The 19,137-nt window shown below is 64.3% G+C and carries 18 protein-coding genes; 13 read left to right on the top strand and 5 right to left on the bottom strand.

Annotated elements, in window-relative coordinates; all coding sequences use genetic code 11:
• From BUF17_RS16115 to BUF17_RS16105, 3 genes are read left to right on the top strand one after another with little or no spacing between them, the layout of a single operon-like run.
• Complete coding sequence (locus BUF17_RS16115; protein ID WP_073630527.1) at positions 1–807, top strand: ABC transporter permease; 807 nt, start codon at positions 1–3, stop codon at positions 805–807.
• Entirely contained in the window at positions 804–1,610 is an 807-nt protein-coding gene (locus BUF17_RS16110; RefSeq protein WP_073630525.1) for an SDR family NAD(P)-dependent oxidoreductase, read from the top strand. Before BUF17_RS16115 ends, BUF17_RS16110 begins: the two co-directional genes overlap by 4 nt.
• A gap of 8 nt (positions 1,611–1,618) precedes the next feature.
• The gene (locus BUF17_RS16105) at positions 1,619–2,773 is read left to right on the top strand and encodes a mandelate racemase/muconate lactonizing enzyme family protein (protein WP_073630523.1); all 1,155 of its coding nucleotides are present in this window, start codon (positions 1,619–1,621) and stop codon (positions 2,771–2,773) included.
• 75 nt (positions 2,774–2,848) lie between these two features.
• Here the strand turns inward: BUF17_RS16105 and BUF17_RS16100 are convergent, their stop codons facing one another.
• The gene (locus BUF17_RS16100) at positions 2,849–3,850 is read right to left on the bottom strand and encodes a hypothetical protein (protein ID WP_073630521.1); all 1,002 of its coding nucleotides are present in this window, start codon (positions 3,848–3,850) and stop codon (positions 2,849–2,851) included.
• Between the two features lie 609 nt (positions 3,851–4,459).
• On the opposite strand from BUF17_RS16100, the gene BUF17_RS16095 reads away from it, so the two are divergent.
• Positions 4,460–5,416, top strand: coding sequence for a restriction endonuclease (locus tag BUF17_RS16095; protein ID WP_073630519.1), 957 nt, complete (start codon positions 4,460–4,462; stop codon positions 5,414–5,416).
• A gap of 648 nt (positions 5,417–6,064) precedes the next feature.
• The gene (locus tag BUF17_RS16090) at positions 6,065–7,633 is read left to right on the top strand and encodes an AIPR family protein (protein WP_175563717.1); all 1,569 of its coding nucleotides are present in this window, start codon (positions 6,065–6,067) and stop codon (positions 7,631–7,633) included.
• A gap of 326 nt (positions 7,634–7,959) precedes the next feature.
• On the opposite strand, the gene BUF17_RS16085 is transcribed toward BUF17_RS16090, so the two are convergent.
• Positions 7,960–8,877, bottom strand: a complete 918-nt coding sequence (locus BUF17_RS16085) for a LysR family transcriptional regulator (protein ID WP_073630515.1) — start codon at positions 8,875–8,877, stop codon at positions 7,960–7,962.
• A 314-nt stretch (positions 8,878–9,191) separates the two neighbouring features.
• Here BUF17_RS16085 and BUF17_RS16080 point away from each other — a divergent pair, with 314 nt between their 5' ends.
• Both BUF17_RS16080 and BUF17_RS16075 read left to right on the top strand, forming a co-directional pair.
• Positions 9,192–9,767: a hypothetical protein gene (locus BUF17_RS16080; protein WP_073630513.1), complete on the top strand. Its 576-nt coding sequence runs from the start codon at positions 9,192–9,194 to the stop codon at positions 9,765–9,767.
• Positions 9,768–9,771: 4 nt separating this feature from the next.
• Complete coding sequence (locus tag BUF17_RS16075; protein ID WP_073630510.1) at positions 9,772–10,758, top strand: NAD(P)H-quinone oxidoreductase; 987 nt, start codon at positions 9,772–9,774, stop codon at positions 10,756–10,758.
• 86 nt (positions 10,759–10,844) lie between these two features.
• Here the strand turns inward: BUF17_RS16075 and BUF17_RS16070 are convergent, their stop codons facing one another.
• Both BUF17_RS16070 and BUF17_RS16065 read right to left on the bottom strand, forming a co-directional pair.
• The gene (locus BUF17_RS16070) at positions 10,845–11,984 is read right to left on the bottom strand and encodes a transglutaminase-like domain-containing protein (RefSeq protein ID WP_244530914.1); all 1,140 of its coding nucleotides are present in this window, start codon (positions 11,982–11,984) and stop codon (positions 10,845–10,847) included.
• A gap of 215 nt (positions 11,985–12,199) precedes the next feature.
• Positions 12,200–13,558, bottom strand: coding sequence for an FRG domain-containing protein (locus BUF17_RS16065; protein ID WP_073630506.1), 1,359 nt, complete (start codon positions 13,556–13,558; stop codon positions 12,200–12,202).
• A gap of 546 nt (positions 13,559–14,104) precedes the next feature.
• Between BUF17_RS16065 and BUF17_RS23510 the strand changes: the two genes are divergently transcribed.
• Complete coding sequence (locus tag BUF17_RS23510; RefSeq protein WP_428977659.1) at positions 14,105–14,395, top strand: Ltp family lipoprotein; 291 nt, start codon at positions 14,105–14,107, stop codon at positions 14,393–14,395.
• A gap of 130 nt (positions 14,396–14,525) precedes the next feature.
• Here BUF17_RS23510 and BUF17_RS16055 read toward each other — a convergent pair whose 3' ends face one another.
• The gene (locus tag BUF17_RS16055) at positions 14,526–15,560 is read right to left on the bottom strand and encodes an aldo/keto reductase (RefSeq protein WP_073630504.1); all 1,035 of its coding nucleotides are present in this window, start codon (positions 15,558–15,560) and stop codon (positions 14,526–14,528) included.
• Positions 15,561–15,673: 113 nt separating this feature from the next.
• Between BUF17_RS16055 and BUF17_RS16050 the strand changes: the two genes are divergently transcribed.
• The 5 genes from BUF17_RS16050 to BUF17_RS16030 all read left to right on the top strand — a co-directional run bounded on the left by BUF17_RS16050 (position 15,674) and on the right by BUF17_RS16030 (position 19,134).
• Positions 15,674–16,282, top strand: a complete 609-nt coding sequence (locus tag BUF17_RS16050) for a TetR/AcrR family transcriptional regulator (RefSeq protein ID WP_244530913.1) — start codon at positions 15,674–15,676, stop codon at positions 16,280–16,282.
• A 174-nt stretch (positions 16,283–16,456) separates the two neighbouring features.
• The gene (locus BUF17_RS16045) at positions 16,457–16,705 is read left to right on the top strand and encodes a type II toxin-antitoxin system VapB family antitoxin (protein WP_073630683.1); all 249 of its coding nucleotides are present in this window, start codon (positions 16,457–16,459) and stop codon (positions 16,703–16,705) included.
• Positions 16,702–17,115, top strand: a complete 414-nt coding sequence (locus BUF17_RS16040; RefSeq protein ID WP_073630500.1) for a type II toxin-antitoxin system VapC family toxin — start codon at positions 16,702–16,704, stop codon at positions 17,113–17,115. The genes BUF17_RS16045 and BUF17_RS16040 overlap by 4 nt, the downstream gene beginning before the upstream one ends.
• A 362-nt stretch (positions 17,116–17,477) precedes the next feature.
• Positions 17,478–18,422, top strand: coding sequence for a sugar-binding transcriptional regulator (locus BUF17_RS16035; protein ID WP_073630498.1), 945 nt, complete (start codon positions 17,478–17,480; stop codon positions 18,420–18,422).
• Positions 18,423–18,504: 82 nt separating this feature from the next.
• Complete coding sequence (locus tag BUF17_RS16030) at positions 18,505–19,134, top strand: SIS domain-containing protein (RefSeq protein WP_073630496.1); 630 nt, start codon at positions 18,505–18,507, stop codon at positions 19,132–19,134.
• Positions 19,135–19,137: the final 3 nt, after the last annotated feature.

Below are 19,137 nucleotides of genomic sequence, written 5' to 3'. Positions count from 1 at the left end.
ATGCGCAAATCCCGCCTGGAACGCCTCGTCGAGATCGGCCTCGGGCTCGTCGCGTTCGCCGCCTTCCTCGTCCTCTACGCCCCGGTCGGCATCTCCGCGCTGTTCTCGATCGTGCCGATCGACCGCGCCGGCATCCACTGGAACGAAGCCACGTTCGCCTGGTACGGGCGGCTCGCCGGCAACGCGTCGGTCATCGGCGCGGTCGAACTCACGCTCGCCGTCGGCATCATCTCGGTCGCGCTCGCCACCGTGCTCGCGCTCGTGCTCGCCTTCTATGTGGAATGGGAGGGCGCGATCGCGCGGCGGTTCGTCGAGGTCGTGGTCTATCTGCCGTTCCTGATGCCGCCCATCATCACCGGTCTCGCGCTCCTCGTCTTTCTCGATCAGCTCGGCATCTCGCGCGGCGCCGCGACGATCGTGATCGGCCACACCGCGCTCGTCCTCGCCGTGCTCTATCGGCTCGTGCTGACGCGGCTGCGCGCCCTGCCGCGAACGCTGGTCGAGGCGTCCGCCGATCTCGGCGCGACGCGCTGGCAGACCTTCCGCCACGTGCTCTGGCCGCAGCTCCGCTCCGCGGTGGCGACCGGCGCGGTGCTCGCCCTGACGCTGTCGTTCGACGAGACGCTGATCACCGTCTTTCTCGCCGGCGACGCGACGACGCTGCCGCTGCGTCTGTGGGGCATGATGCGGGTCGGCTTCACCCCGGAGATCAACGCCCTGGTGACGCTGGTGCTCGTCGCCTCGATCGCGCTGGCGCTCGTCGTCGTCGGCCGCCTCAAATCGCTCGGTCAGATGGAGGAAACATGAGTGCGGAGCGCCCGAACCCAGAGACCGGCGCGCAGCGCCTGCGGGATCGCGTCGCCGTCGTGACCGGAGGGGCGCGCGGCATCGGGCGCGGCATCGCCGAGCGCTTCGCCGCGGAGGGCGCCCATGTCGTCGTCGCCGACATCGATGCTGCGGAGGCGGAAACCGTCGCCGCGGCGCTCGGCCCGACCGCGCTCGCCGTCCGCGTCGATATCGCCGACGCCGCCTCGATCGCCGCGCTGGCCGAGGCGGTGGCGGCGCGCTACGGCCGCTGCGAAATCCTCGTCAACAACGCCGCGATCCTCGATGCGGTCGGGTTCGCCGAGCTGACGTTCGAGACCTACCGTCGCGTCGTCGACATCAACCAGGACGGTGCCATCCGCGTGACGCTGGCGCTGCTTCCGCTGCTCCGGAAGGGTGGAGAGGGCAGGCGCATCCTCAACATCGCCTCGATCCAGGGGATGCGGGGCGCGCGCGACGCACTCGCCTATTCCACCGCCAAGGGCGCCATCGTCAATTTCACCCGCTCGCTCGCGTGCGATCTCGCCGACGAGGGGATTGTCGTGAACGCGCTGTCGCCCGGCTTCATCGACACCCGCATGGCCCTGCTGCCGGACGGCTCGGGCCATGAGCACGAGACGGACTGGTTCAAGGACATCTACATCCGATATGGGCGCATTCCGCTGCGCCGCGCCGGCACGCCCGCCGATATCGCCGGCCCCGCCTTCTTCCTCTGCTCCGATGACGCCCGCTATGTGACCGGCCAGATCGTGCTGGTCGATGGCGGCGTCTCCGCCACCTTCTGAGGGGTTTCATGTCGTCGTCTTTCAAGATCCGCTCGATCCGCTCCGTTCCCCTTCTCGGCGAGAGCCCCAAGGGGGGGTGGACCAACGAGATCGCCCCGGAGGATTCCGTCCACGCGCTGGTCGCGGTGCACACGGAGGCGGGCGTCACCGGCTACGGCTCGGTGTTCACCGACGGCCGGCTGGTCGCCGCCGCGCTCGCGGTGCTGGAGCCGCTGTGGCGCGGCGAGACGGCGCTGGAGCCCGAACGCCTGACCGAGAAGCTGCACCAGAACACGTTCTGGATGGGCCGCGGCGGCACGCTGACCCACACCATCAGCGGCATCGACATCGCGCTGTGGGATATCCTCGGCAAGGTCACGGGCCAGCCCGTCGGCCGGCTTCTCGGCGGCACCCATGCCACGACCGCGATGCCCTATTGCTCGCTTCTGATGGAAGAGCCGGACGTCATGAAGGACGTCGTGGCGCGCTATCACGATCAGGGCTTCCGCGCCTTCAAGATCGGCTGGGGCCCGTTCGGCCGGCGCGACGACGCCCGGCTCGACGAGGCGATCGTGCGGGCCGCGCGCGAGGGCATCGGCGCGGATTGCCGCCTGTTCGTCGATGCCGGCGCGAGCGATGCGTTCTGGCCGAACGGCCTGAAATGGGCGATCCGCACCGCGGAGATGCTGAAGGATTATGATGTCGGCTGGTTCGAGGAGGCGCTGGTGCCGGACGCGCTGGAGGACTTCAGGACGCTGCGGCGGGCGAGCGCGGTGCCGATCGCCGGCGGCGAGGTGCTGACCCGGCGGCAGTCCTTCATTCCGTTCCTCACCGGCGGCGCCTTCGACATCGTCCAGCCCGACGCCACCAAGGTCGGCGGCCTCAGCGAGCAGCGGCGCATCGCCTGGCTCGCGCAGGATTTCGGCGTCCGCTATGTCGGCCACGGCTGGAACACGGCGCTCGGCGTCGCCGCCGACCTTCAGCTGGCCGCCGCGCTGCCGAATGTCGATCTCGTCGAATTCATCGGCGGCAGTGCCTATGTGGACGGGCTCCTTGCCGAGCCGTTCCGGCTCGACGATTCCGGCCGCCTCGCGATCCCCGACGCCCCCGGCCTCGGCATCGCCCTCGATCGCGACAAGGTCGCGCGCTACACCCCGGATCCCGCGCCGCTGTTCGAGCCGTGAGGGGCCGCGGGATCGTGCGGGGCCGGACGATCGTCGGGCCCAGACGATCTGGAGGGGTCAGCCGATCGGGAGGGCTCAGCCGATCTCTTCGGCCGCGATCGAATAGCGGATCTCGACATCGCGGCCGGGTTCGATCGCCAGCGTGGTCGCGATCCCCTTCTCCGAGATCGGATTGGACATCCCGGACAGCGTCTCGGCGAAGTCGAACGCCGAGGCGATCGGCTCGATGCCGAGGCCCCGATAGGTGCCTCCCCAGGGGGCGGATTGAAGCGCCCGGTCGCTGATCCAGATCTGGCAGGAGGGCAGCAGCGTCCGGTCCCAGTCGAGCACGAGCCGCGCCGCCTCGTGCGCGAAAATCACCGCGACCGGCCCCCGCGCGCCGCAAAGCTGCACGACATCCTCGATGGGCCGCGCCTTGGGCAGGCGGCTGAGATCGACGCTGCCCCCACCCGCCGCGGGCACCGCATCGAGCCGGTCGAAGTTTTGGCCGATGGCCGCGATCATGGCCTCGCCGGGCACGGCGGCCGGGTAGGTGAGGCCGAACGCGAAGTCCGCCGACAGTTCGAGACTGTCCACCGGCGCCGCCAGCGTCAAGATCGGGTGCAGGCCCACGGAAACTCTCGCCGGCCGGCGGGCTTCGATCCGCAAGGACAGGTGGATGGCCGGCCGTTCGGGATCGATTGCGATCGTTCGCTCTATACCGCGCACCGGGTGGTCGGCGGGGTAGGGCAGGGCAAAGCGCAGAGCCCGTTCGGTCTTCTCCTCAAGCGTCCACACCGCGTTCGCCGCCGGGCCGTGGGGAACGGCATTGCTGTCCTCGATGGGCAGCCCCGCCCACTCCGGCGCGATGGCGTCGAGCGGCCCCCCGACGCCGAACGGCAGGCAGGCGAATTCGGCCCCAAGATCCCGCAGATGGGGCGCCAGTCCGTCGAGCCCGTCACTGCCGATCCACGGCGCCCGGGCGAACGGCTCGAACCGCTTTCCGGACGGCAGACGGAACGAGACCCACCGGATCATCGCACCAACGTCGCCGACGGCAAGCGCCCCGAACTCCCACTCCAGCCGATGCCAGTTCATGCTATGTGATCCCATCAATGCCGGCCCCAACCGCAACGCACTCCGACAGGGCCGCCGACCCTCCGAAGTCTATGCCCATTGCCCCGCGCGATCACCCCCGCCCATTCCCCGATGACGACATGAACCGGCGTATGGTGGCGGCTTGAGGAACGGGTGCGCGGGCATCTCTCTTGGAGGCGCCCAACGCAGGGCTCCTTGCCCGGTCCGCCAGTTCCGATCCGCACAAGCGGAAGGGCGCGACTATCGGGACGGGAGGGGTTGGGGGGCGGGCCGTCAGCTATCCGGTAGCGAATGCAGTGTAGCTGCCTTCTGGACCCGACCCGCGTCGGCCATGGATGTCCGACAACCGAGCCCAAAAGCGGTCAGGTTCGGTAGTTGTCGGCAGCGGTTGCGCTATCATCCACGCCGTCCGGGCAGCACGTTCGATTTGCCGATGGGAAAGACGAACCTCCTCCGGGCATCCATCGCCCGGTGAGCGCCTGAAAATTCAGTCCCTGCTTGGTCATGTGGTCAGAAAATGTCACTCTCCTTCCCTTCAATGAGGAAACGACCTTGCCACGCGACCGAAGTGCTTCACCCGTCCCTCCATCCCCCGGACAGCAAGCAACAATGCGTGCCTTCAGGGCGGAAGAGCTCGTAGCGGAGCTATTTCAGCAGCTCGGCTATAGGGTCCAGCGTGAAGAAGCTATATCGGGTGCCCGTATCGATATAGTGGCCACCAAAGATGAAAGATCGGTCCTTGTCGAAGTGGTCTCGACCAGCCTTAGCCGTAACATATTGAATAAGCTTCGGGCGGACGCAGCACGGCTTCAGAGCGTCATCTCGATTGGAGACGGGAAAGAAGCCGTAATCGCAGTTGTCGCCCCTCTGTCTCCGGCCGCAAAGGAATGGTCGGAGAGTCAGTTTCATGTAAGCGTGTGGGATATTGACATGCTGCTTAGTAAAGCAGCTCCTTTTGCAAATCTCCGCAAGCAATTTGAGGATCTCACCTCTCTCGGCTCACGCCGACCGGCAAAAGCAGATACTGACCTTGGCGGAGATCTCATAAGAGAACTCGAAGACCACATCAGAGAAAAATCTACCCGGACGCCGAGCCAATACGAAGATCTTTGCCAGCGAGTTTTCACCTACGTATTCGACCCAACGCTTTATGGCTTCAAAAGACAAGCACACACATCCGATGGAGCTAATCGATACGATTTCATATGCCGCATAAGATCAGGTAATCAATTTTGGGACAACTTGCGCGCCGACTTTCGTACAAAGGCAGTACTCTTTGAATGTAAAAATTACGATGAGAAGATCACGGCCGATCAGGTATATTCCACCGAGCGATACCTGTTCGCAGGTGCTCTGCGAACGGTTTGCTTTCTCATATCGCGTTTAGGGCCAGACGATGGTTGTATTCGAGCAGCCCAAGGCGCCATGCGCGAATCGGGCAAGCTTATTTTGTTGCTGTCCAATCAGGATCTTATTGAGCTGATCAAATTGAAATCCGACGATGGTGGGCCGGAAGACTTTCTCGATGAGAAGATATGGAACTTTGTAATTAGCTTGCCGCGCTAGCGTAAGGCCAGTCGAAGCGGACGTGGTGGTTGACCGACGCCACATCCTGAAAAGGCGGTCGCGCCGCAAACGTTGGTCAACCCGCCTTTGCCATCTGCGAATGGTGCCCCATGCTCCTTCCACACATCCGTAGGTACGAGCGCGTTGAAGCTCCCATTTTTCTAAAGGAGGGTCGAGTCGTCGTGCTCGTGAATGCACCAATCTTTCCGCCCGCGACGCCGCGTTCGGGTTGTCGCAGGTCGACAACGTAGAACTTCGCGAGTTCAACGTAGGACGCATGGAGTTCCTCTACCGCACGTCGACGGCGCGGGCGGCTCGGAGAGAAAGCCGGTCGGCTCTCCTCGGCGCCGATGTCGGCCGGCGACACCAGAGGCCGTGCGAAGGCGATTAGAGCAACTTGCAAGTTGTCTATAATTACCGATAATAAAGTCCGGACACTGTATCGAATGGATTTCGCCGGGCCACCCCATGCATCGCGTCGTTAGAGCTCATCTCGATGACTTTCAGGTCAAACACGCTGTCAGCGACAACCAGTCCAAGCAGTTCGAGGCGTTCCTAAATTACGCGATCTTCCGCACCCATTGTGCGGAAAATATCGAGCCTCGCGACCTCGTTTATGAAGGGGACGACCCCGGTATCGATGGGGTGATGATCTTCGTCGACGACTCCTACGTTTCCTCGGTCGAGGAGGTTGAGGAGGCGCTTAGAGATCGCAAACGCGACGCAGACGTGACCGTCGTGTTCACCCAGGCAAAGACCTCGGAGAGCTGGTCGAAGGGCGAAATTAACACGTTTGAGTCTGCCATCAACGACTTCCTTTCGGAAGCCGCCTCCTATCCCCACAGTGAGTTTATGAAAAACGCGCGTGAGGTCTTCAACACGGTTCTTACGCACGTTGGCAAAATACGAGACGGTAAACCGAAGGCCGAGATCTATTTCGCCACGACAGCCCGGGCGGCGGACGCTGATGAGATTCTGGCCGCAAGCTCGGCGATCCAGAGGTCGGTTGCTGGAACAGGGTATTTCAGCTCCGTGCACGTCGAATTGATCAACCGTGACAGCATCGTCGAGCTCTGGACCGCAGCCGAGGGGCAGGTAGAGGCCACCCTCAAGGTGCTGGGGATGGCTCCCTTTCCGAAGACGCCAGGCATTGACGAGGGTTACGCCGTCACGGTGAGGGCGAAGGAGTTTATCGATCAAATTCTAGTTGACGGCAACGGGAGGCTTCGCCAGCGCATCTTCGAGGAGAACGTGCGCGACTTCCTAGGCTCGGCCGGCGACGTCAACCAGGAGATGGCGGAAACGCTCCTAGACCAGGTAAAGCAGAAGAGATTCGGAATCCTGAACAACGGGATCACGATGATCTCACCTGACGTCCGCGTCGGCAGCCTCGAAATATCGATCCGGGACTTTCAGATCGTGAATGGGTGCCAGACCTCAAACGTTCTGTTCGAGAATCGCGATTCTATCGGCGCCGACGCGACGATCATGCTGAAGCTGATTGAGACGTCAGACGCGGCCGTAATCGACGACATCGTCCGGTCGACGAACCGACAGGCCAAGGTCGAGGAAAATCAGTTCCTGGCGACATTGGACGCCGTAAAGGCGCTCGAGCGCTACTTCGAGGCCCGCGGCGCCGAAGACGACCTGCGCCTGTATTTCGAGCGCCGCAAAAACCAGTTCTCACACCGGGAGAACGTGAAGGCGATCCGGGTATTCGACATTAAGGAGATCGCCCGGTGCGTCGCCGCAATGTTCCTCGACAAGCCCGACATCGCTAGCAGGTATCCGAACCGTCTGACCAGTGAGATGAGGGCCCAAGTCTTCGACCCTACGTATCAGGAAGAGGTCTATCACGCTGCGGCGTACACTCTCTATCGGCTCAAGATTCTGATGAGCAATAACCGGATCGAGCAGCGCTACTCGAAGCTCCGGTGGCACATGATCATGGCCATCAAATACTACATCTGTGGCAACGTCATGCCGAACATGAGCAGTCGCAAGATAAAGGAAAAATGCGAGGAGATCGAAGCCTTCATGGGCAAGGGCGACGATGGCACGATCAATGCCATTAGAGACTTATGCGCGTCGATCGTCGACATCGACGACATCACCCGGGACAAGCTAAAAGGCAGCTCACTCGCTCAGGATGTGAAAGCGAAAGCCTTGGCCTTTAGGGAGGCCAATCCCCCGAAGACGTCAAAGACCACCGCCTAGAAGGTTGCCGCCGCGGCCACGTGAGCACGCGCAATGAGGGGCTGTGAGCTAGCAACCCGTCGAACATTAACCTCTTCAACGGATATTAGCATCTAATAAATTGGCAGACCGATGCATGCGTTGAAGCTGTCAAGTTGTCGAAGGTCTGCTTTCAGAGAGTGAGCCGATGTCCGCGGTGCCTGCGCAACTAGGACCTCCGGAGCAACAAAAGGTAACGTCTGCTTTCAGGAAAACGCTGATCTGATCTCTACGGCCGCTCCGGCCCGCAAAGCTCAACCCCCGCCACCCCACGGCGCTCCCCCCCACACCCCAACCGCGTTCGTCGATCACGGCTCCCAGATCGGCGGGCTTCCGATCGCGGCGCGCAGGGCTTCGGTGAAGGCTTTCAGCTTGGCGCTCGGCTGCGGCAGGGCGCGCAGGAGGGAGATGCCTGACGCGCCGTCGTTCCACGGTTCGCCGCCGAGCCCGAGCCGCACCAGCCTTCCCGCCCGGACATCCGGCCCGACGACCCAGCTCGCCAGCAGCGCGATCCCCAGTCCCGCCTCGGCGCCCGCGCGCAGGGCCTCGAAATCGTCCGAGCGGAAGGTCACCGTGCCGTTCCCCGCATGGCCGGCCGGGCAGCCGAGCACCTCGCGCCAGCCCAGCAGATCGGCGCCGTGCAGCTTGTCGAGCAGCCGGTGCGCGCGCAGGTCCGCCGCGCTGCCGGGCGTGCCCGCGCGCGCCAGATAGGCCGGGCTCGCCACCACGAGCCGCGTGAAGGGCGCCAGCCGGGTGGCGATCAGCGTGCTGTCGGTCAGCGCGCCCATGCGGATGACGGCGTCGAGCCGCTCGACCACCGGATCGGCCAGCCGTTCCGTCAGGTCGAGTTCGACATTGAGGCCGGGATGTTCGGCCTGCAGCGCCGCGACGACCGGCAGCACATAGCGCTTGCCGAAGGTGGGCAGGCAGGCGATCCGCAGCGTGCCGCAGACCGAGCCGCCGAAGGCGGCGACTTCCGCGCGGGTGTCGGCGAGGTCGTCGAGGTGGCGCTGCGCCCGCTCGTGCAGGCGCTCGCCGGCATCGGTGAGCGTGAGCGCCCGTGTCGAGCGGATGAAAAGCGCGACGCCCAGATCGTCCTCCAGCGCATCGATCTGGCGCACCACCGCCGAGGGCGTCACCGCGCGCCGGCGCGCGGCGCCGGAAAAGCTCCCCGCCCGCACGACATCGACAAAGGTGCCGAGGAATTCGGCGAAATGGGGTCTCATCTTTGCGTTCCCGGCAAAGCCGTTTGCAGCAGGTTCCGGCTTATCGCCGCTGCCGGACACTCGCATATTCGCGCCGTTCACGTTAGCGGCGGTTCCGCCTCGCCCCACCACGATCGCCGGGGCAGGGCGGTTCGGCCGTTCCATCTCGCAAGGCGCGGCGCCGGCCATGGCATTTCGAAATAGGTCGTGTCGGGCGCGCCCGCATAACCGGGGTCGGGATGGCACATCGCCGCCCCGGTCCGGTGCCTCCCTGCACCGCCACCGCCAAACCGGCCGCCGAGGCCTGTGAAACCGTTCATCGAGAAGGTCATGCCATGAAGATCCTCACCGACAAAATCCTCTCGCAGTCCGCCTATACGGCGGATATCGACGTTCCCTTCGAGAAGATCGACATCGCCGAGTGGCTGTTCAGCCTGCCGGAAGCCGAATATCTGCGCTGCTGCCCGCCCGACCATATCGGCTCCGGCGTCTCCACCACCGACGATGGCCGCCGCATGGTCATCAATGTCGAGATGATCGGGACCGGTCTCGTCATCCAGCACTATGTCGCCGAGGAAGCCACCGCCGGCTATTGCCGGATGAACTCCATCTCCGACGTGTTCACACCGGTGGGGCGCACGCAGGTCAACGTGATCTGGGAGCTGATCGCCGAGGCCATCGAGGGCGGGCGCACCCGCTACACCAACCGCGTCACCTCGCACCCGACCGACGTGTTCCTGGATTTCCTCGCCGCCCACGGCCAGACCTTCGAACAGGCGGCGGTGGCCCGGCAGGAAGCCGGCGGCGATCACAACCGCCGCGAGACGCCGCTGTTCGCCGCCAGCATCGCCCGCCGGGCGACGGCCAGGGCCTCCGAGGCCGCCAAGGCTGCCAAGTCTGCAAAGGCATAAAGGCATGAAGGCGATCACCTTCGACGATTTCGGTGCGGCGGACGTGCTCCGCCTCACGGACGTGCCGGTGCCGCAGGTCCGCCCCGGCGATGTTCTGGTCAAGGTGCATGCCGCCGGCGTCAACCGCGCCGATCTGCTGCAGCGTCAGGGCTATTACGGCCACCAGCGCTATGGCGAGAGCGACCTGCTCGGGCTGGAAGTCGCCGGCGAGGTCGTCGCCGTCGGCAGCGATGTCGACGACCTCCGCCCCGGCGAGAGGGTGATGGCCATCGTCGGCGGCGGCGCCTATGCCGAATATGCCCGTGCCGACCGTGGCATGACGGTGCGCATTCCCGAGAACCTGCATTTTCTCGCGGCCGCGGCGGTGATGGAATCCTTCGTCACCGCCTGGGAAGCCGCCGTTCATCTGGGTGGCATCGGCAAAGGCGAGGCCATCCTCATCCACGCGGCGGCGGGCGGGGTGGGTTCCGCTGCGGTGGAAATCGCCCACGCCCTGGGCGCGCGCGTGTTCGCCACCGCGAATGCCGAGCGGCGCGCCGATGTCCGCGGCCTCGGCGCCGAGGCGGTGTTCGACTATCGCGCCGAGGACTTCGAGCAGTGCGTGGGCGCGGCGACGGGCGGGCGCGGCGTCGACGTGATCGTCGATTTCGTCGGCGGCGACTATCTCGCCCGCAATCTGCGCAGCCTCGCCCCCGGCGGGCGGCTCGTTCAGGTCGGCCTGCTGGGCGGGCAGGACAGCGCCACCATTCCGCTCTCCGTTCTGCTGCACAATCACCTGCGCCTCATCGGCACGGTGATGAAATCGCGAACGACGGTCGAGAAGCGCGCCATGGCGCGTCGCTTCGCGGACGGCGCGCTGCCGATGTTCGCCGATGGCCGGCTGAAGCCGCTGGTCGGCAAGGTCCTGCCCCTCGCCCAGGCGGCCGAGGCCCATCGCGCAATGGAAGCCGGCGGCGGCTTCGGCAAGATCGTGCTGAAGGTGGCCGCCTGAGGCACGGCCGCGCGCGCCGCCCGGCTCCCGGTCGGCGCCCGCACCCTCATCGGGCGCTCGCCATGAAGACCGGTCGTGCCGGGGCGTCAGGCGTGGCGCAACACCACGGCCATGGGCGCGCCGTGGGGGAAGCCGACGACCTCACGCGGCAACGGCCAGTCCCGGATCGATTCCGGTTCGTCCTCTCCGGCGACATCGGCGTCCCCGAGCCGCGAAGCGAGCTCGTCCAGCGTCGTCTCCGCGTGCGGCGGCCACGCGGCTGAATCGCGGGAAAGGTCCTGCGACAGGCCCCAGTAGTCCCAGGGCTTCAGCTCGAGCTTGCGCAGGGCGGCCATATCCCGCATCAGGCTTCCCGCGACGAACCACGCCCCACGAAGGTCGAGACCCGAAACGCCAAATCGCGCGGCGCTGTCCGGCGCGCGCCGGATGCGGAACCATGCCTCGCCGGCCGTGATGAACCGGTCGCGCGGCACATCCAGGGTGTCGAAGGCAACGCCCCGGATCGCCGTGAACTCCACATCGAACCGTCTCCAGCGCCCGCCGTCGTGCCATTCGCAAAGCCAGTGATCCTCCCAATGGCCGGGCACGATATAATCGGCGAACCCGGCGCGCAGGCGGGCCGGGGTGCCGCGCGCGCGAAACAGACCGGCCGCCAGGATGGCGAAATCCCGGCAGACGCCGCCGACCTTGGGCTGCGCGCCATCGCCATCGGGCAGGGCGCGCGCCACGGCGACGGACAGGATCTCGGCGACGGAACGAAGCTCCAGATCGGCGGCCTGTTCAGGCGTGAATCCCCGTTCCGCGGTTTCGGCCCCGCGGGGGTGCTGCATGAACGAGCCGATCCAGCGGGCAACCTGCCGGGGTTCGGCGCCCCCGCGCATCAACGTGTCGCGATAGGGCCCGGGCTCCGAATAGAGGCTTTGGGACGCATAGAAGGATGTGCGCATGGCCGTCTCTTTCCGACTTGAGGATCGAGACACGACAAGGAGGGCAAATTTCCGAAAATTGTCAATCAAGCCCGTTTCGAAACGGCCCGGCTTGATCCTACGACGCTTCCACGCTCTCCCGCACATCAAGGCTGCGTGGGGGGCCGGGAGTGGACCTGCCGGTTTCGCCTGTCGTTGTGGAGATAGCTGCCGTTCTACAGCCGAGCCCAAATCGGTCGTTCGAAGACCGCCGACGGTTTCCCGAAAGCCGTCGTTCCCAGTGCACCCGATGATCGGCATGATCGGGGCCGTCTGCTGCCTATCAGGTTTACGGGGTGTCGACTAGGTTGGGCGACGTTTGCGCTACACCTGCGTTGCCGAACGGAAAACACTGACGTGATTGCCGTCGCCGTAATGTGCTTCATAACTCGCGGCGAAGTATGAGAATAACTTCGGACAACAAAGGCTTGCTAGCATTTGAACTGCGTGAAAGGACCGCTTAGGCCTGGCGGCTGCTAGGCGATCTCAAACTTCTTCGCGATGTCCTGTGCGGCACGGTCAAGCCCCGGGTAAATAGTGCTTGCCTTAATGTTCAGGGACTCTAACTGCCTTAGCAGCTTTGGCTTACTGCGAATGGTAAATCTGTTGATCTTTAGACCGCTCTGCCCGGTTTCGGGCAAAATCGAGTCCTTCCCGAACATCAGGAAGGCGCCGGATTGGGAAACGATGCGTTCGTGACCTAGGCGCGCGCGAACGAATAGAATACGCTCTAAGTCTGCGGGCTCTATGCGGTTCTCGAAGTAGGGCTTCTCGCGTTTAATAAAGTGGACAAGTTTCTTGCAGTCGGCCGTCTCGTTGAACGCCAGCCTTTCAAGCGAAGTGTCCATTCGGTTCTTCTCTTGATCGGTTAGTAGGCTGATATTGGCTATGCAGCTTACCTTATCGGAATCGAAGGGCATCACGTTTGATTTCGCAGTGCTTATGACGAGAACCTCGCCGTCGATCTCGTTACCGAAACCGTCAAACTTGGGAGTGGAAACGCAGAAGTAGAGACCGACCAAGGGATTAGACGTGAGATCTAAGAGGCGCGTCGGCAGCCCAAAGTGCTGCATCCGGACAAGCTTATCCAGCATGTACCCGTCGCTCGCAAAAATAGATGGCTGAGCGGCCAACAGTTCGCGCACCATGACATCTTCGTTCGGGCGGTACTTATACGCGCCATTTGCGGCCTTTCGGAATAGCGTTGGCTCTAGCAGGTAGTTCTTGTCTGAATGGCCTCGATAGAAGAACTCGTCGTCGCTCGCGTCGTGAAGCATCATCACCTCCGCGATATAGTCCTTAAGATCGTCGATAACGATCTTGTCCGTTTCTTCTTGGGTCGGGACAGTCGGAATGGTAGGCAGACCGGGCGGCAAGACTGCCTCGCCGTGACTGATGAGCCCTAAAGTTCGAAGCGCATCGGCGATATTGGTTGGCTTTATAGCCCAGTGTGTACGATGTAACTCGAAACCCTCCATCCCAAAGGCACGCTCGAAAAACTTGCGATCGGAGATTGGCTGATTGCCGAAGTTGCGTTCAAATCGGAACGTGTAGACTAGGTCACGCTCATCAAAGGTTACGTCCAGTATGAACCCAACACGTATGTTGACATAGTCAAGGATCTGGCCCCTCGGCGACTGAAGTTCGCTCATAAACACGGCCGGGATCCCGGTGAGAGCAGTTAGCACAGTCGGAGAGATTGGGGTGAATTGCGCGCGTATATCGTCGTTCGTGTACTCCAAGAAGCGAGCGATAGGGAAACGGTGAGTGGCGGAGGTCTTGAGCGGGACTGCATCCCACTCATCAACATTGCCACGCATAATGAGGCTGAACATCGTTGTCCGAATCCGGGAGTGCGACAGTCTATCGGAATTCGTAGAGCTTGGGCGCTCACCGCGCAACGATCAGAAATGCCCACGGCGGGCTACGGAGCGCAAACGAACGGCAGATTCCTGGAATGCAGCTCGTCAGTCTTAGCCACTGAGTTGAGGGCGCGTAGCGGTTGAAGCGCAGCGGCCACCTGAACGCCGCCGCCATAAGCGGACAGCCAGAAAACCACCCCGAAGCGGACCCTTGCAACAACACTGCGACTATATCGCTGGTGAGGTGCTCGGGGTTGGCCTCGACCAAAAGACCGCGATTGAAAGTCGTCATGGATAACGATAACGTTCTACTCACGATGCTGCTATGGGCGCTTAGCAGGCAGGATATCAAAGAAAACTGAATTTACATAGACAATCGTAGCTGCGCCAGTCCATTACTCAGTTTCACATTAATAGGGCGGCGTTACAATGAGATTTAGATGGCTGTCAGTTATTTTATTAATGCTCGCTGTAGATGCTTCGTGGGCGCAAAGGATAAATTCGCAATAGAGTAACGCAATTAGGTCTGCCAAGCAATATATCTCTATGTCCGGTTTCTCTCGGGAGGGCCTTATTCGTCAACTGTCGTCAGATGCCGGCGATGGTTATGATGTTTCTGATGCTACTATCGCGGTAGATAGCCTGAATATCGATTGGAATGCTCAGGCGGTGAGATCCGCAGAGCAATATCTCCAGATGTCAGGCTTCTCTTGTAGAGGTCTGATCAATCAACTCTCCTCCAGTGCTGGGGATGGGTATACAAAAAATCAAGCAATCTACGGGGCAAAGCAGGCAGGTGCTTGTAAATAGGTCATGGTTACAGGACATTTATTCGGTGCCCCCGTTGCCAATCCATGATCACAATGGTGCGCAGAGCGAACGTTGCTCTAAAGTCAGTCGAAAGGTCCCTTCGGATCTAGACATCCCCCTTCCCACCCCTTCACCCCACCGCGCGCTCCGTGGCCGGGCGGCGGCGCATCGCAGGGTGGGCGATGGCGGGGGGCACGTAGGCGGCGCCTTCGAGCGGGGCGACGTCGGTGCCCGGCGGCACGATCTCGTCGATCCGGTCCATCAGGTCGTCGGACAGCACCACGTCGGCCCCGGCCAGGAGGCCGTCGAGCTGCTCCAGGGTGCGCGGGCCGATGATCGCGGCGGAGAGGGCGGGATGCGCCACGACGAAGGCGAGCGCCATGTGCATCAGCGGGATGCCGGCGCTTTCCGCCAGCGGAATCAAGGCCTCGACCGCGTTCAGGCTCGCCGCGTCGGACATCGCCTTCGGGAAGAACCGCGCGCGCAGTGAGTCGGGCTGCGGCGCGCCCCGCCGGTAGCGGCCGGTGAGCATGCCCTTCGCCAGCGGGCTCCACGCCATCACCCCCATGCCGAAGCGCTGGCAGACGGGAAGCACCTCGCGCTCGATCGACCGGTTGAGGATCGAATAGGGCGGCTGTTCGGTGCGGAAGCGCGCCAGCCCGCGCCGCTCGGCGATCCACTGCGCCTCCACGATGTCGGAGGCGGGAACGGTCGAGGCGCCGAACGCGCGGATCTTGCCCGCCCGCATCAGGTCGGTCAGCACCGACAGCGTCTCCTCCATGTCGGTGTCCGGCGACAGCCGGTGGATCTGGTAGAGGTCGATATGGTCCGTCTGCAGGCGCTGCAGCGAGCCTTCGAGCGCGCGCGTGATCCAGCGGCGCGAGGTGCCGCGCCGGTTCGGATCGTCGCCCATCGGCAGCGCCGCCTTGGTGGCGAGCACGACATCGTCCCGGCGCCCCTTCAGCGCCTTGCCGACGATGATCTCCGACTCGCCGCCGCTGTAGGCGTCGGCGGTGTCGACGAAGTTGAGGCCGAAATCGAGCGCCTTGTGGACCATGCGGATGCATACATCGTGGTCGGCATTGGCGAGCTTCCCGAACATCATCGTGCCCAGACAATAGGCGCTGACCTTTATGCCGGTGCGGCCGAGAGGGCGGTACTGCATGATCGTCTCCCTTGAAAAGGCTGGCGGAAGCCCGGGGCGCGGCGTAGACAGGAAGCGGAACGGGCGTCCGTTTTTATACGGAACAGTGTTCCGTTTAGCAAGGAGCGATTCGAGTGACCGGACTGGACGAGGGGCGGCCGCACGCGCCGGCCGAGCCGGACCGCCCGCAGCGGGCCGATGCGCGCCGCAATGTCGATGCCCTGCTTTCCGCCGCCCGGGCGGTGTTCGACCGGCTCGGGGTGGATGCGCCGATGCGGACGATCGCCGCCGAGGCCGGCGTCGGGGTCGGCACGCTGTACCGGCACTTTCCGCAGCGCTCGGACCTGATCAAGGCGATCATCCGGCGCGAGGTGGACGAGTGCGTCGCCGCGGCCGCGATGCTGGGCGGCACCCTGCCGCCGGGCGAAGCGCTCGCCTCCTGGGTGCAGCGGCTGGTCGATCTCGCCGGCACCAAGCGGGGCCTCGGGCCGGCGCTGCATTCGGGCGATCCGGCCTATCAGTCTCTGCCGGACTATGTTCAGGGCCAGCTCGCGCCCGCGCTGCGCCGGCTGCTCGATTCGGCTGCCGCGGCCGGCGAGGTGCGGGACGATGTCGACGCCCGCGAGGTGCTGCTGGCGGCCATGCGCCTCGCCGCGCCCGCCAGCAACGGTGAGGTCGCGGAGGCGCGCCGAATGGTGGCGCTTTTGATCGACGGCCTGCGCTTCCGGGCGGCGGGCCGCTGAAGCATGGCCCGTTCAGATCGAACCGATCTGAGCGACAAGGCTCTGCTCCAGCTTTTGAATCGGAGCCGATTTCTTCGAGCGGAGAAGGCGCCGTTCATGCCGGCTTGCCATCCCCTGCCATCTTGATGGCAGACGGAACAGAGCCTATTGTCTGGCAGGCAGAAGGAGATCGACATGGCCGAACCGCAACTGTCCGTCCGCAGCGCGCGGGCGCGGGATCTGGCGCACCGTCTGGCGCGGCGGGAAAACCGTACGATCGCCGATGTCGTCGAGCGGGCTCTCGAAGCCTACGAGGCGCGGGAAACGGGACGGACACCGGCGTCCGAATTCTACGCCCGCCTCGCGGCCGAGTGCGGCACCGACCTCGATCTCGAAACGGTCATCCGGGCGTCGCGGCGTCCGCACATGGGGCCGGATCTGTGATCTTTCTCGATACCAATGTCGTTTCCGAGACGCTGAAGAAGACCCCCGACGGCGCCGTCATCGCGTGGCTGGTGCGCCACGACGCCGAACTGGCTTTGCCGACCGTGACGATCGCCGAGATCGCGTTCGGCATCGCCCGCATCCGTCCCGATCAGCGCGCCTCGCGCCTCGAAAGCGGACTGGCCGAGTGGCGCCGCCGCTTCGCGGGACGTATCTTCGGCCTGACCGAGGAGGCTGCGCTTGCCTATGGCGAAATCATGGGAGAGGCCGCGCGCCAGGGCCGGCCGATGTCGGCGCCCGACGGAATGATCGCGGCGATCGCCAGGGTGGCCGGCGGCCGGCTGGCGACGCGGAACCTCTCCGACTTCGCCACCACGGGGCTCGACCTGATCTCCCCCTGGGACTTCTGATTCCTCTGCTTCGACCAGCGCGCCCGACGCTGCCTCCAGCCGGGTCGAAGCCCGAGCCCGGCCCCAGAGCTGAGCCCGAAGATCGGCTTTCCGCCGGGCGCACCGCGTGTTCGCCGCGGCGGCGCGCATTGCACGCCCCTTTGTGTGCGCCGACCGCGCACCAGGCGCGCATGAAGCGTGCACGAAGCGCGCATCGGGGTGCTGTCGGTCGTCCGCGCCGGCGGCGATCGTAACGTCCGGTTGCGGGGATATCCTATATCGCGTCAATTTGGCTGTCGCCGCCCGGCCGGTGCCCGTTGCCGGCCGCCCAGCAGTCTGGCAAAGCCATTGGCACTGCAACATATGAGCGGAAAGCCTCTCAAATGTCCCGACGCCCGCTTCACAAGCTTCAGGCCTCTCTGGTCGCTCGCCGCTTCTATATCGAGCAGAAGACCAAATCCCAGATCGCCGACGAGCTGGGCATCTCGCGCTTCAAGGTCGCCCGCCTCCTCGATGCCGCGCTCGCCGACGGCATCGTCCGGATCGAGATCAACGACCAGGGCGACATGAACACCGAGCTCGCCGAGAAGCTCCGGCAGAAATACGGGCTGAACGCCGCCTTGGTGCTCGACGGTCCGGACCTGCATTCGCGCGAACTGATCGAGCCGCTCGGGCTTCTCGCCGCGGATTATCTGGAAGAAACCCTGATCGACGGGCAGTTGCTCGGGCTGTCGTGGGGCCGCACGCTGTCGGCGACGGGCAAGGCGCTCGGGCGCCTGCCGCGGGTCGATGTCGTCCAGGCCGGCGGCAGTCCGGCGGGGCTCGATCTCTCGCAGAACCCGACCGAACTGGTCCACCGCGTGGCGCGGGCGAGCGGGGGCGCGGCCTATCCGCTGTTCGGGCCGATGTGGGTCGACGATCCCGATCTGATCGCGCGGCTGCGCAACGAGACGTCGATCGCCAATGCGATGTCGCGCTACGACAAGATCGACGTGCTCGCGGTCGGCATCGGCTCGTGGCGGCCGGCCGAATCGTGCCTCTGCTCCGGCTTTCCGGAGGAATGGCGGCGCGACGCGCTGAAAAAGAAGGTCTGCGCCGACGTCTGCGCGACCCTGATCGACGAGGACGGTGAGGCCGTCCCCAATCCCCTCGACCAGACCGGGCTCTGCCTGAGCACCGAGCAGCTGCGCCGCATCCCCGAGCGCATCGGCATCGGCGGCGGCATCGAGAAGGCCGACGCGATCCGCGCGACCCTGCGCGGCCACTGGGTCACGACCCTCATCACAGACGCCGGAGTGGCAAGGGCGCTGACCGCCGATCAGCAGTAGAAATCGCTCAAATGAGCGTAATGTCACTCACTTGACGGCGTTTATGCCCTGACCTAGTGTCCCCCTCGTCAGGGAGGCACAGATGCAGGCAGAACACGAATGGGTCACGCGCGCCAAGCAGGTGATTCGCGCAGATGCCGCGGCGATTCAAGGAACGCTGGACGGTGTCGACGACGCTTTTCTGGCGGTTGCCCGCAAGTTCGTCGCCTGCAAAGGTAAGATCCTCGTCACGGGCAGCGGAACGTCCGGTGCGATTGCTAGCCGTGCCGCACATCTTCTGTCCGTCGGCGGAACACCGGCCTTTTACCTGCCACCAGCGGACGGTCTTCACGGCGGGCTCGGCGTTCTACAGTCAGAAGACCTCGTTCTCGCGATCTCCAAGGGCGGCAGCTCGGCCGAACTCAACGATTTCTGCGCCCGCGCCAGAACCCTCTGCGCCGGACTGATGTCGATCACGGCCGATCCGTCCTCTGCGCTCGCGAAATTGTCCGACGATGTCATCCGCCTGACGCTGCCCGAAGACAGCGATCTCGGTGCCGTCGTCGCCACCGGCAGCTCGCTCGCCGCCGCAGCGGTGACCGACGCCCTGGTCGAAGTCTGCCGCATCGCGCGTGGCTACGGGTGGGATCGGGTGCTGTTCACCCATCCGTCCGGCGCGGTCGGCCGGGACGCGGAAGACAGCCTGAAGCGCCTTCAGAACGCCGGGGGCTGAGAT

The organism is Pseudoxanthobacter soli DSM 19599 (assembly GCF_900148505.1).
GTDB lineage: Bacteria > Pseudomonadota > Alphaproteobacteria > Rhizobiales > Segnochrobactraceae > Pseudoxanthobacter > Pseudoxanthobacter soli.
This window is presented reverse-complemented; position numbering and strand designations above follow the sequence as displayed.

Coding starts and splice junctions, on each gene's coding strand:
- BUF17_RS16115 (WP_073630527.1), top strand. CDS start 1: ATGCGCAAATCCCGCCTGGAACGCCTCGTCGAGATCGGCCTCGGGCTC.
- BUF17_RS16110 (WP_073630525.1), top strand. CDS start 804: ATGAGTGCGGAGCGCCCGAACCCAGAGACCGGCGCGCAGCGCCTGCGG.
- BUF17_RS16105 (WP_073630523.1), top strand. CDS start 1,619: ATGTCGTCGTCTTTCAAGATCCGCTCGATCCGCTCCGTTCCCCTTCTC.
- BUF17_RS16100 (WP_073630521.1), bottom strand. CDS start 3,850: ATGAACTGGCATCGGCTGGAGTGGGAGTTCGGGGCGCTTGCCGTCGGC.
- BUF17_RS16095 (WP_073630519.1), top strand. CDS start 4,460: ATGCGTGCCTTCAGGGCGGAAGAGCTCGTAGCGGAGCTATTTCAGCAG.
- BUF17_RS16090 (WP_175563717.1), top strand. CDS start 6,065: ATGATCTTCGTCGACGACTCCTACGTTTCCTCGGTCGAGGAGGTTGAG.
- BUF17_RS16085 (WP_073630515.1), bottom strand. CDS start 8,877: ATGAGACCCCATTTCGCCGAATTCCTCGGCACCTTTGTCGATGTCGTG.
- BUF17_RS16080 (WP_073630513.1), top strand. CDS start 9,192: ATGAAGATCCTCACCGACAAAATCCTCTCGCAGTCCGCCTATACGGCG.
- BUF17_RS16075 (WP_073630510.1), top strand. CDS start 9,772: ATGAAGGCGATCACCTTCGACGATTTCGGTGCGGCGGACGTGCTCCGC.
- BUF17_RS16070 (WP_244530914.1), bottom strand. CDS start 11,984: ATGCCGATCATCGGGTGCACTGGGAACGACGGCTTTCGGGAAACCGTC.
- BUF17_RS16065 (WP_073630506.1), bottom strand. CDS start 13,558: ATGTTCAGCCTCATTATGCGTGGCAATGTTGATGAGTGGGATGCAGTC.
- BUF17_RS16055 (WP_073630504.1), bottom strand. CDS start 15,560: ATGCAGTACCGCCCTCTCGGCCGCACCGGCATAAAGGTCAGCGCCTAT.
- BUF17_RS16045 (WP_073630683.1), top strand. CDS start 16,457: ATGGCCGAACCGCAACTGTCCGTCCGCAGCGCGCGGGCGCGGGATCTG.
- BUF17_RS16035 (WP_073630498.1), top strand. CDS start 17,478: ATGTCCCGACGCCCGCTTCACAAGCTTCAGGCCTCTCTGGTCGCTCGC.
- BUF17_RS16030 (WP_073630496.1), top strand. CDS start 18,505: ATGCAGGCAGAACACGAATGGGTCACGCGCGCCAAGCAGGTGATTCGC.